Origin of the sequence: Saccharibacillus qingshengii, assembly GCF_013185195.1 — a bacterium.
In the GTDB taxonomy this organism is placed as follows: Bacteria; Bacillota; Bacilli; order Paenibacillales; family Paenibacillaceae; genus Saccharibacillus; species Saccharibacillus qingshengii.
The window spans coordinates 80100-92103 of sequence record NZ_JAAZWC010000006.1; the positions used below are offsets into that span (position 1 = coordinate 80100).

The 12004-nt window shown below is 57.8% G+C and carries 10 protein-coding genes; 6 read left to right on the forward strand and 4 right to left on the reverse strand.

Annotated elements, in window-relative coordinates; all coding sequences use genetic code 11:
* Nucleotides 1-137 precede the first annotated feature (137 nt).
* Genes HRQ60_RS07280 through HRQ60_RS07290 form a run of 3 tightly spaced genes read left to right on the forward strand, consistent with a single transcriptional unit; the run spans nt 138 to nt 2738 of the window.
* Complete coding sequence (locus HRQ60_RS07280; protein WP_172194993.1) at nt 138-791, forward strand: ThuA domain-containing protein; 654 nt, start codon at nt 138-140, stop codon at nt 789-791.
* A 26-nt stretch (nt 792-817) separates the two neighbouring features.
* Nucleotides 818-1972 carry a Rossmann-fold NAD(P)-binding domain-containing protein gene (locus HRQ60_RS07285; RefSeq protein ID WP_172194994.1) on the forward strand — a complete coding sequence of 385 codons (1155 nt, stop codon included), beginning with the start codon at nt 818-820 and terminating at the stop codon, nt 1970-1972.
* Between the two features lie 16 nt (nt 1973-1988).
* The gene (locus HRQ60_RS07290) at nt 1989-2738 is read left to right on the forward strand and encodes an SDR family NAD(P)-dependent oxidoreductase (protein WP_172194995.1); all 750 of its coding nucleotides are present in this window, start codon (nt 1989-1991) and stop codon (nt 2736-2738) included.
* 168 nt (nt 2739-2906) lie between these two features.
* On the opposite strand, the gene HRQ60_RS07295 is transcribed toward HRQ60_RS07290, so the two are convergent.
* From HRQ60_RS07295 to HRQ60_RS07305, 3 genes are all read right to left on the reverse strand, one after another.
* The gene (locus tag HRQ60_RS07295; RefSeq protein WP_343044633.1) at nt 2907-5261 is read right to left on the reverse strand and encodes a M13-type metalloendopeptidase; all 2355 of its coding nucleotides are present in this window, start codon (nt 5259-5261) and stop codon (nt 2907-2909) included.
* A gap of 474 nt (nt 5262-5735) precedes the next feature.
* The gene (manA, locus tag HRQ60_RS07300) at nt 5736-6683 is read right to left on the reverse strand and encodes a mannose-6-phosphate isomerase, class I (RefSeq protein ID WP_172194996.1); all 948 of its coding nucleotides are present in this window, start codon (nt 6681-6683) and stop codon (nt 5736-5738) included.
* Nucleotides 6684-6794: 111 nt separating this feature from the next.
* Nucleotides 6795-7697, reverse strand: a complete 903-nt coding sequence (locus HRQ60_RS07305) for an ROK family protein (RefSeq protein ID WP_172194997.1) — start codon at nt 7695-7697, stop codon at nt 6795-6797.
* Between the two features lie 128 nt (nt 7698-7825).
* Between HRQ60_RS07305 and HRQ60_RS07310 the strand changes: the two genes are divergently transcribed.
* Entirely contained in the window at nt 7826-8881 is a 1056-nt protein-coding gene (locus tag HRQ60_RS07310; RefSeq protein WP_172194998.1) for a LacI family DNA-binding transcriptional regulator, read from the forward strand.
* A 137-nt stretch (nt 8882-9018) separates the two neighbouring features.
* A complete protein-coding gene (locus HRQ60_RS07315; RefSeq protein WP_172194999.1) occupies nt 9019-9516 on the forward strand; it encodes a copper amine oxidase N-terminal domain-containing protein in 498 nt (165 codons plus the stop codon).
* Between the two features lie 183 nt (nt 9517-9699).
* Here the strand turns inward: HRQ60_RS07315 and HRQ60_RS07320 are convergent, their stop codons facing one another.
* The gene (locus tag HRQ60_RS07320; protein WP_172195000.1) at nt 9700-11271 is read right to left on the reverse strand and encodes a serine hydrolase domain-containing protein; all 1572 of its coding nucleotides are present in this window, start codon (nt 11269-11271) and stop codon (nt 9700-9702) included.
* Nucleotides 11272-11511: 240 nt separating this feature from the next.
* Between HRQ60_RS07320 and HRQ60_RS07325 the strand changes: the two genes are divergently transcribed.
* Entirely contained in the window at nt 11512-11910 is a 399-nt protein-coding gene (locus HRQ60_RS07325) for a hypothetical protein (protein ID WP_172195001.1), read from the forward strand.
* Nucleotides 11911-12004 lie beyond the last annotated feature (94 nt).

The window sequence follows — 12004 nt, forward strand, 5'->3', positions numbered from 1 at the left end:
TCCGGGCCATGCAGAGATAATTCGGTCATTCAAGTGTAATAACGTTACGTATACCCGAACTTACATAGCGGACGATCGCGATTCGAACGGAAAGCGCGTACGCTTCGGCCGCTGGATCAAGGAAAGGAGCAAACGAGATGAAAGTGTGGGTCATTTGCGAAGATCGCTGGCATCCGGCGGAGACGATCCGGCAGGGATTGGAGAAGCTGGACCGGACGGAATTTCAGTTTACGATAACGGACCGTGTGGAGGATTTTGATCCCGCGCGTCTGAAGGATTACCCGGTTGTGCTGGTCTGCCGCTCCAACAGTCAGTCCAAGCAGGAAAAAGAATACTGGATGAACGAATCGGTTCAACAGGCGTTCGAGCATTATGTGGAGCGCGGAGGCGGGCTGCTGGCCGTGCATGCGGGCACGGCCGGATACGACAAGGAAGAAGGGCAGTTTCGCCGTCTGCTCGGAGGCGTCTTCACGCATCACCCCGAAGCGTGCAAAGTCACGATTCGGCCGGACAAGCAGCATCCGATTGCCGAAGGGATCGAAGAATTCACGGTACACGACGAGCATTATTTTATGGACTGGGACGATCCGATCGCGGACCTGATTATGACGACCGTATCGGAGCACGGTGCGCAGCCCGGCGGCTGGACCCGCACTTACGGCCGCGGCCGCGCAGCGGTGCTGACACCCGGACACGAGCTCGGCGTATGGACGCATCCGATGTATCTGCGTTTGCTGCGCAATGCGCTGTATTGGTGTGCCAAGCAGGCCGAGCCCGGAAGCGAGAATTGAGCCGACAAACGAAGGAGGAAGCGATCATGAACAGAACCGCATGGATTCTCAATTTGCACGAGCCGTTCGGAGCCGCGTTGGGACGAGAATTGATGTCCCGCGGCTGGAACGTGATCGGCGGCGACCCGACCGGTCTAGACACGCAGGAAGGGCGTTCGGCAGTCGCGAAGAACGGCAGCGAAGGAGACCTGCCCGAGCTAAGGGCGGCCGACGACGGTTGGGGAAGCACGATTGCTCCGGAGTCCGTGTCTCTGCCCGTACCGGGAAGCGACCTTACGGATGAAGAGGAACGGCCGAGCGGCGTCCACATCGGAGAGAATCGCGATATTCCAACAGGAACCGGCAGTTCGGGGCTTGAAGATTTCGAAGGTTCGGTCGCTTTTGGACCGGAAAGCAATGCGAGGCCCAAAGCCGGGGAAACGGACCCGGCCTATGCCGAAGAAACGGAAGCTCCGTCCCACGGGGCGGATCCGAATGCGTCGAACGAAGCCGGAGCTTTCGTCCGGGCGGAACCGGAAGACGGGGATAGCGATCGAACCGGCGGTTCCGCTGCGGCTTCTTCCGAGGTCCGCACGTCGGATGCGGCGGGCCGAATCGACCTGCTGGTATTGAATGCGGGCGAAATGGCGCCGGAATTCGGCCAACCGTCCTCTCGTTCGGTTGAAGGAAAGGCGGATGAATCTTCGGTACCAGGTGGCTGGCCTGCAGGCAGCGCCGGACAGGAGGATACCCCAGCTAGGCGTCTGCAGGACTACGAGACGTACGCGCTGACCCCGCTGCGCGCCGTCGAGCGGCTGCTGCCGCGGATGAACGCAGAAGACGGGCTGAAGCGGATCTGCTTCATCTCGTCCCGTGAAGGCAGTATCTCGGTAGGCGAAGCCCATACGCCGATCGGCCGTGCCATGGCGCATACGGCTTTGCATATGCAGGCCAAACTGCTGTTTAACGACCTGCGCCGGGAAGGTTACACGTTCCGGCTGTATGACCCCGGTTTGAGGCCGAAGCTTGCGGGCGGTTCGAAGCCGCAGACGGCGTCATCGGCTTCCGATTCGCCGATGACGCCCCTGTCGGCTCCGATCGCGGAATCGGCGCGATTTGCCGCCGGACTGTTTGCCAATCCGCATGCCAACGAAGACAGACTTGTATTGACGGGAGGCCGCGGCGAAGAATGGCCGTTCTGAGAGGAGCTGAACAGAGATGAGTACTTATCACGCTGTGATTACAGGCGCCGATCGGGGATTGGGTTTCGCATTGGCCGAAGGCCTGCTGGAGAAGGGCTGGCGCGTGTTCGCCGGCAGCTACCTGCCCGACTGGCCGCAGCTCGGCGAACTGCAGGAACGCTACCCCGATCTGCTGATCGTTCTGCCGCTCGATGTCTCTTCCGATTCGTCCGTGCTTGCGGCTGCCGCCGCCGTGGAAGAACGGACGCGAAGCATTGATCTGCTGATCAATAATGCGGGCGTCATTACGGACAAGAACGAAGATTCCATTCGCACTTTGCAGGATTACGACGAGATGATCCGTCTCTATCAGGTGAATGCGCTGGGGCCGATCCGAACCAGCGAAGCTTTCCTGCCGCTGCTCGAGCGGGGCGAACTCAAGCGGCTCTGCTTCGTTTCTTCCGAAGCCGGCAGTATCGGCAAAGCCGAACGAACCGCCTGGTTCGCCTACTGCATGTCCAAAGCCGCGCTGAATCGCGGCGTCCGTCTGCTGTTCGACCGGATGCGTCCGGAAGGATTTACGTTTCGGCTGTATCATCCGGGCTGGATGCGCACGTACATGTCCGGCGAACGCAATACCGAAGCGGAACTGGAACCGTCCGAATCGGCAGCGCCTGCACTGGAATATTTCCTCGGCAGCGCGCTGCCTTGGGACGGCAAACCGCACGCGATCGACGAAGACGAATTGGTCATGCGCGATTGGCAGGGCCGGGAGTGGCCCTGGTAATCGTGGGAGCCGCGAATCCGATTCCAGACATCTATCCGCAAAAAAAAACACCGAAGCCCAGGGGCTTCGGTGTTTTTAGTCTGCTGCTTGTGACGACCGGCCGTTAGGATCCGGGCGTTCCCGAACCCTCATTTTATCGCCAGGCTGCCCGGTAGAAGGCCACGCTTTTTACCAGATGCTTACACGTTCTTCCGGAGCGACGTACATCGCGTCTTTCCCCGTAATTCCGTAGGCTTCGTAGAATTCCGCGAAATTGGCGATCGTGCGGTTGACACGAACCTTGTTCGCCGAGTGTGTGTCCACGGTAGACATATAAGCGGTGGTTTCGGGGTTCATTGTGGTACGCCAGATGGTGGCATAGCCTTCGAAATACGCTTGGTAATCCGGGCTTGGCATCTGCGAGAGCACCTGGAGCGAAGCGGCCATACCTCCAAGATCCGCAACATTCTCGCTTACAGTCAGCGTGCCGTTGTTCGTGACGCCCGGCATGACCTCGACGCCGTCGTAATAAGCGACTACCTGCTGCAGCTTCTGCTGGAATTTTTTATAATCGGCTTCGGTCCACCAGTTGGCGGCGTTGCCCTGCTCGTCGTAGGCCGAACCCAGATTGTCGAACGCGTGGCTGATCTCATGGGCGATGACCATACCGATTGCTCCCATGTTCGTTTCGCGTTTGGCTTGGATATCGTAGAACGGAGCCTGCAGGATGCCAGCAGGGAAAACGATCTCGTTGTTCAGCGGATTGTAATAGGCATTGACAGTATACACGCTCATGCCCCAGGCCTCTTTGTCGACCGGTTTACCCAGCGATTCGATCCCTTCCTGCTTGCCCGCTTTGCTGATGGCGATCACATTGTCGAACAGCGACCCGCCGTTTTTGATCGACACGATCGGGACGTTCTTCAGGCTGTCTTCCGCCTTTTCCGGATAACCGACTTTGACCTTCATCGTATCGAGCTTCTTCAGGGCTTTGGTTTTGGTCGTTTCCGACATCCAGTCCAGCTTCGCGATCCGCTGCTTGTAGACGCCGATAAACTGATCGACCATTTTCTCGACGTCCTGCTTGGCCTCGGGGCTGAAGTAGCGGTCTGCAAACTGCAGACCGAGATAGTCGCTCATGACGCTCTGGGTCAAAGCGACGGCTTTCTGCTGGCGGGTCTTCTCGCCGGTTACCCCGTACATCTGCGCTTGGAAGTCCTGGGCCGCTTTCTCGAATTCTTCCGTTAACGCGCCTCCCGTATTGCTGAGCAGGAGAGCTTTGGCATACGCTTTGAGCGCTTCCAGATTCTTGTCGGTGAGCATGCCGGACAGTTTCTGCGTCAGCTTCACGTCCGTCACGATCACTTTGTCGGCTTTTGCGAGTCCGAGTTGGTTAAGCATTTTGTTCATATCGATCGTTGGGAAAAGCGCTTCGAAATCTTTTTTCGAATAAGGATTGTAGTATTTGGTCACATCGCCTTGATCCTGAATGTCCATCGACGCGGCGGCAAGTTCTTTTTCCAGAGCGTACATCGTCTCGGCCTCCGCCTGCGCGGTTTTCTCGTCGCTGCCGCCAAGCTTGAACAATCGCTTCAGATAAGCGGTATATACTTCTTTGATCTTGGGATCTTCGGACATATAGCTGTTTTTGTCGAGCGAGAGAGTCAATGCACCGAAATAAAGCGAGTTGGCGCTGCTGTTCTTCGCGTCGTTGCTGATGCCGAACGACAGGAGCGAGCCGGTTGCCAGTTCGGTTTCCGTTTGCATCGTTGCATCAAAAAGCTGCTGGACCGTAGCCGCGTCGTCGATCGATTTCAGATAGCCTTTGATCGGCGTGATTCCCTGTTTGCTGCGATGTTCCACATCAAGCGCGTTGCCATAGAAATCCGCGATCTTCTGTTCGACGGAACCTGCGGTCTGCGGACTGGCGGCAATCTTGGCGATCATGTCGCTGAGACGGACTTCGTTGGCCTTGGCCAGCTCGTTGAATACGCCGTTGGTCATCTCGCCGGCTTCGACGGAAGAAGCATTCAGCCAGTCTTTGTTTATGTATTCGTAGTAATCGTCGCGCGGGTTGGAACCTTCGAGCGCCATGGCGCGCCGGGTAAAGGACTGAAGCTGCTCGTAGGTCACGGGATCCCCGGCCCCAAGCTTCCCGTCCGCTGTCCCGTTGACGATGCCCGCCTGTGCCAGGCGCTTCAATTCGCTCTGCGCCCATGCCGGTACGTCGCTAAAAGTCGGCACCGTTCCGATCTGGCGCAGATCGTTGCCGCTCGGCTGCGGAAGGTTCGGGAATGCCCGGCCAAGCATCAGCAGCGCTTCGATCCGGGAGATAGAACGCGCTTCGTCGGGCTTGCCTGTTCCGTCGCCTTTCAGAATGTCGGACTTGCCGATGCCCGGCGCGTAATCATCGGTGATGCCGAGCAGATACTCGACCGCCTGGGCGCGCGTGAGCGTGGATTCTTTCGCGGAAACGAGGCCCGGAGCGGGCAGCGCGGACAGCAGCAGAGATGAAGCGAGAATGAGTTTTGCGGCTTTTTTCACTTGATATCCTCCTAGAAAATGATGAAATGGGACGAACGGAAAAGCAGGGCAGTGCCGGGATGTTAGCTATCCGGAACTTGCTTGCTTCCTGTCGTCTATACGCTTCGGAGAAATAAGAGGTTTCGAAAAATTGATCGACAGCAAACAAGAGAGGGGAGAAATGGAAAACCCGTCCGCTTGTGCGGACGGGCAGGCTGTCGAGAAAGTCCTATTCGTAGGAGAAGCTTGTCGACTGCGGGAGAAATTCGTTCCGGTCGCGTGTTGAAATCGGGGAAAAGGATTGAAATTTAGTAGAATTTCCCCGATTTCAAAGGCGAACACTATCGTTCCTACACTGAATTTCGCCCTCCGCCTCCTCGCTTCTCTCAGAATCAGACTTTCTCGACACGTTGACCCGTCCGCTTATGCGGACGGGTTTCGGTGAAAAAGAATAAAAATAAAAAGGCGTTCGACCTTTGGATCTGCCGGATTCTTCTATTCCCAAGACGTAATCGTCGTCAATGTTCCTTCGATCGTATAAGGGCCGAATCCGGCCGGCAGGATGAAGTGATCGCCTTTGGCCAACTGGGATTCGCCGGATTCGCTGTGCAGGGTGCCTGCGCCGTCCAGGATGCTCACGATAGTGTAGCGCTCGCGGGCGTCAAACTCGGCTTTGCCGTCGACTTCCCATTTTTGCACGGTGAAAAAGTCGTTTGAAACGAACTTGGTCACGGTCACGCCGCCTAGGCGATCGGTCTCGTACGCGCCGCCGGTGTAGGACTGGGGCACGGTGGTCACTTCGATCGCTTTTTCCAGATGGAGCTCGCGGCCCTGTCCATTGGCGTCTGTGCGGTCATAGTCGTACACGCGGTACGTCGTATCCGAACTCTGCTGCGTTTCCAGCACGACGATGCCTTTGCCCAAGGCGTGAATGGTGCCGCTTGGGACGTAGAAGAAATCGCCCGGTTTCACTTCGATCTTCGTCAGCAGCTCGTCCCATTGACCGGCTTCGATCATCGAACGCAGTTCTTCGTGGGACTGCGCATTATGGCCGTAAATGATCGACGAACCCGGCTCGGCATCGACGATGTACCAGCATTCCGTCTTGCCCAGCTCGCCGTTCTCGAACTGACGCGCATAAGCGTCGTCCGGATGCACCTGGACCGACAGATCGTCGGAAGCGTCGAGAATTTTGGTCAGCAGCGGGAACACGTCGGACTGCGAATCGCCGAACAGCTCGGGATGCTCGTTCCACAGATCGCCGAGTTTCGCGCCCGCGTAAGGGCCGTTATGTACGAGGCTCTGTCCGTTCTTGTGCCCGGATACCGCCCAGCATTCGCCAGTCTTGTCGTTGGGGATTTCGTAGCCGAACAGCGTATTCAGCTTGGTTCCGCCCCAGATGCGTTCCTGGAAAACGGGAGTAAGGAAGATGGGTTCGTTCATGGGTTATACGCTCCTTTGGCTTGTGGATTTGAAGATTGCGGATTTGAACATCATGGACTCGAAGCTTGATTGCATTGTACCTGCCGCCTTGTTATTACCCACGAAAAGGGATCAATACGCCTGATGCACCAGCGAAGCCGCGCCGATCAGTCCCGCATTCTGGCTGAGCGCGGCGGGAACGATCACCGTGCGGCGTCCGGCCGGACTGAGCGCATGCTCCGAGACATAAGAGCGAATCGCGTCAAACAGCGGTTCGCCGATCTGCGACACGCCGCCGCCGATCACGAGCAGCTCGGGATCGAGCGTGTTGATGAGCGAGACGCAGCCCATGCCGAGGCGCCGATACGTGACTTCGATCAGCTGCTTCATCTGCGCGTCGCCGCCTGCGGCCAGGTCGAATGCTTCCTTCGTGCCGACCGGGCGTCCCAGCAGCTCCGAGGCTTGGCGCGCGATAGCCGTACCCGAGGCGATCTGCTCCCAGTAACCTTCGGTGCCCGCCGCGCCCGGTTCCACCATGATGAAGCCGACGTCGCCGGCATTGCCGGACGCACCCGTGATAAGCCGTCCGTGCATGTAGATGCCGGCTCCGATTCCCGTGCTCACCGTGATAAAAATAAAATTATCCGCATCCTGCGCCGCGCCCAGCCACTTCTCCGCCAGCGCCGCCGCCGTTGCGTCGTTTTGGAAATGGACCGGCCATGCGCCGAAATGTTTGCGCAGCTCTTCGACGACGCCGAAGCCGTGCCAGGAAGGCAGGTTGGGCGGGCTGTCGAGCCGTCCGTGTTTGGCGTCAAGCGGTCCGGGCGCGCCGACCCCGATGCCTTTGACTTCGGACGGGAGGATCTTGCACTGCTCCAGCAGTCCGTTTACCGCCGCCGCCGTTTCTTCGATCAGCGCGGTCGGCGTCTTGGATGGATCCGTCTTGAGCGACTGCTGCGCGAGTACGTTTCCTTGTTCATCGACAAGCCCTACCGCGATCTTGGTCCCGCCGATATCGATTCCGATTGCAATCATGCGTGTACCTCCCAGGGGTTCGAATAACTTGACAAAACTTGACGAAATTAAATAATGTAAAGTAATCTGAAACCAGCATAGCATATCTGCAGGCGCGGGAATAGGGTATTTATCAAGGAGGAATCGTCATGGCCAGACCGAAAAAAATCTCCATGCAGGATATCGCGGATCGGATCGGCATTTCCAAAAACGCGGTCTCGCTGGCTTTGTTGGGAAAAAGCGGCGTAAGCGAGCATGTACGGCTGATCGTTCGGCATACCGCCCAGGAGATGGGGTATGAACCGCCGGCCGCTGCCAAGCAGGCGGAGCGGGCGGGTCGGAATATTCTGGTTCTGGTTCCGGAGAGGGTGATCGGCCATACGGACCAGGAACACTTTCGCTTCTTCCATGACATGCTGTGGATTCTGGAAGAGAATATCCGTGCGCGAGGCTGTAATGCCGTTATCGCACGGATCGACCGGGAAATGGAGAAGCAAGGGATTCTGCCCCGATTGTACCGCGATGTCGAGCATGCCGGCGTCATCTTGTTCGGCATCGTGGACAAGTCGTATGCATGCATGGTGTGGGAGACCGGCGTTCCGCTCGTGATGCTCGACTCGTATTATCGCGACCTGCACTGCGCGGCCGCCGTATCGGCCAATACGGAAGGTGCAGAATCCGTGGTCCGCTGGTTGATCGGCCGCGGTCACCGGAAGATCGGGTTTATTGGTCCGGCGAATCTGACAACAAGCCATGAAGAGCGCTGGTTCGGCTACTGGCGGGCGATGCGCGAAGCGGGTCTGCCGATCTTGGAGGCACATACGCTGCTGGAAGCGGACGACTTCGACGAAGCGAAAAACGAACGGGAGATCGGTGATTTTCTGGATCGGATAAAAACGGGCGGAGCGGAGCTGCCCACGGCTTTTTTCTGCGGCAACGACAGACTCGCCCTGCTGCTGATTCGAAGACTGCGCGCGATGGGCATCCCTGCTTCGCAGCAGATGGAAGTTGCCGGATTCGATGGATTGAAGCAGGCGGAGGCTGCCAAGTCGGGACTATCCGTGACAGTACGCGTCGATAAAGACGGGCTGTGCCGGGCTGCGGTCGATCTGCTGTTGGGCGGATTCGCAGACAAGCGTCAAGCGATAAGATGGGCGGTCGAAGGGCATTTGGCGGTCTTGGACGGGTGCGGCAAACACGAATAAAGTCGGCTACCTTACAAAAGTTTTCCCGGAGAGTATCAGAACTGCAACTAAATGACCCCAAGAAAGGTTTATATATATAAGGTAGGGTGTTTTTTGCCGTATCCCAAACTGTACTTATAATGAGGAGGACGTTTGACATGAAAAAAATTCTGATCGCATCGCTGCTGGGTTCCGCCGTATTGGGGGCATCCGCTGCACAAGCCGCTCCGGCGACAATACCGGCAGCCGCGCCTACGGCATCCCAACCGGCTACCACAGCGACCGTATCCGAACCGGCTGCTACCATTTACGGCAACAACGGTGTCGTAAAACCGAGCGCCTATCCGTTCTTCATCAAGAGCACGCTGTATGCAACGTCCGACGTCATCAAGCAGCTCGATATCGAAGGTCTGAGCATCTCGTGGGACAAAAAAACCCAAACGTATACGTATACTCGCGGCGACCATACCGTCAAAGTCATGGCCGACAGCAATATGGCTTGGGTAGACGGCAAAGAAGTGAAGCTGCAGGGTTCGCCGACATTCAAACGCGGCGTGCTGCGCGTTCCGGTCGGCATCATCGTCAGAGGCGTAGGCGAGTCGATCAAATGGGATAAAACGACCCAAACCCTGTGGGTCGGCGATTCGATTAAGTAAACTCCGGCGTTTCGCAGCAGCCGCTGCGTAAACCGAAAACAAGCCCGCTTCCGCAAACTGCCTAAAGGCAGAACGGAAGCGGGCTTTTTCGTGGAGAGAACCAAGCATCGCATTCATTTCAATCCGAGTTCTCACTGCCTGCACCGGAGCGCTTAAGTGACCGGAATTTGCCCGTGCGATACTTCAGGCGGCTTGGCCGGCTGCGGGCGAAGACGCCGGGCGCTTAACCGTCAACATGGCCCGGACCATAAGTACCAGCTTGATTCCGCCTGTAATGAACAGCAGCCACGGGAGGGCGACCATGCCCCAACCGATGCCCGGTGCCCACGTGACGACGACATCCCACGGAGCCAGTCTCGATACGAAGCGGATCAGCAGCAGCGGGAAAGCGATATTGCAGAAGAACAGCAAAACGAAGTTAAGCGTGATTCTGCGTCCGGTCGGACGGAACGCTTTTCTCCAGCGCAGCAGGCTGAGCAGTGACCACAAGAACAGCAGGGCGATCACCGCCGCGACCCCGTCGGCGATCGCATACAGTTTGACGAAATCCGGCAGGCTTTCCTGGGAAGGCATACGTCCGTGCAGGATATCGTCGATACCCGGCATGATTCCGCTGTAACCGACGATCAGGGGATCGACGGAGTTTGCGAGTACGAAAATGCCGTAGCCGTCGCGGATGCGCATTTCCGAGTACGTATTTTCGGTGGTTCCGTTATGTCCGGCCGTATCGCCCGTGACGACCCAGCCCATGCCGTAAAAGGAACCGTCCCGCATATCGGCGGCAGGCTTGCGCATCTGTGCGATGTTATCGGCAGACAGCAGGCGTTCGCCTTCGAACGTGCCGCCTTCCGTCTGCATGATCAGATACTTCGACATATCTTCGGCCGTGGAGACGAGATAGCCCGACGGAATCGTTCCCGTATGGCTCGCCGCCCGGGTAGGTACGGCCCAGCCGAACAGGAATTGATGGCCGGAAGCGGGGCGCAGGTCGGATCGCTCGGCGGCGGCCGTTTTGGCCCGTTCCGGTGAAGAGAAGCTCTGGGTCATGCCGATCGGCGCGAAGATCCGCTGCTGGATATACTCTTCGTACGAGAGTCCCGATACCTGTTCGACGATCGCGCCGAGGATATTGTAATTCAGGTTCGAATATTCGTACGCCGTGCCGGCGGGCCGCTTCTGCGGAACGTCCGCCAGATCGGCGATATGCTGCATCAGCGTACCTTTTCCTTTGGCCAAAAAAGCGATCCCTTGGTAGGTGGACAATCCGCTCGTCTGGTGCAGCAGATCCGACACCGTAATAGCGGCGGACATCGACGGATCGGCCAGACGGAACGACGGCAGATAATCGGTGACCGGAGCCTCCGGATCGACTTTGCCTTCTTCGACCAGCTGCATGATCGCAAGCGCGGTAAACGATTTGGTCGTCGAGCCGATCGCAAGCGGCGTCTGCGGCGTCATCGGCCCCGCACCGGGACCTGCGCTGCCGTAGCCCTGGGTATACTGCACTTTGCCGTCTTGAACGATTCCGACGGCAAGTCCGGGGATATGCAGACGTTGCATGGCGGCTTCGGCATAGGTATCGATCTGCTCCGGTGTCCAGGACTGGGCGGGCGATACGGCGGATTCTCCGGACGGCGCAGCGGGGGTTCCGGCAGCATTCGCGTAGGCCGGAGCGGCATATACGGAGGAGAGAATAATGGAGGAGCCGAGCAGCAGAGCGCCCAGCAGGCCTCCCAAACGTTGAACCCTTTTCATGAATAGCCCTCTTTTCTGAATACGTTATCTTGTCTTAGTGTAAAGGACGACCGGCCTCCCCGAATCGGGCGTTCGCCCGGACTTGGTTTCCGCCCCGCGGTACCCGAAATCCTGGACCCGAGGCGGGGAGATGTAGGCATGCCGACCCGTTTAGGCAGGCCCTTTTGCGCGTGCTCCGAACTTTTCTCGTGCTTTGAAAGTCTGTAGTGGGAAAAGGAAAAGGAAAAGGAGGCGGACAGGATGAGGGTTTCTTTGGAAGGGATGGGCGGGCTGCTGTTTCTGGCCGTGTTGGCTGCCCATCTGCGGGAGCAGAACGAACGTCTGCGCAGAGCCGAAGGCTTTTTTTCGCAAAAAATTCGAAAGGTCCGATTCCGGGTACATAGGAAGAAACGGACCCTTCGTCCGAATCCGGAACTTGAGGAGGAGACCCGAATGTTTCTGCTGATCGGAGTCTTTTTGCTGCTGTGTCCGCTGGTGATCGCCCGTCCCGACCGGATTCTTCATCCGCTGCGCGATCCGGCCGGGGGAGAGCTGTATGAACCGGAGCGTTTCCAATCCCAGGCTTTTCGGGCTCTGGGTCTGCTGCTGCTGCTCGTCTCGCTGTCGCTCGGCGTGCTGATGATGCTCTCTGGGAGCTGAATAGGCGGATGACGGGGCGTTTCCTGCGGGAAGCGTCTTTTTGCGCGGGATTCGTACGGAAGGGGCAGGTTTGAAAAATCACGCTTATTCAGGC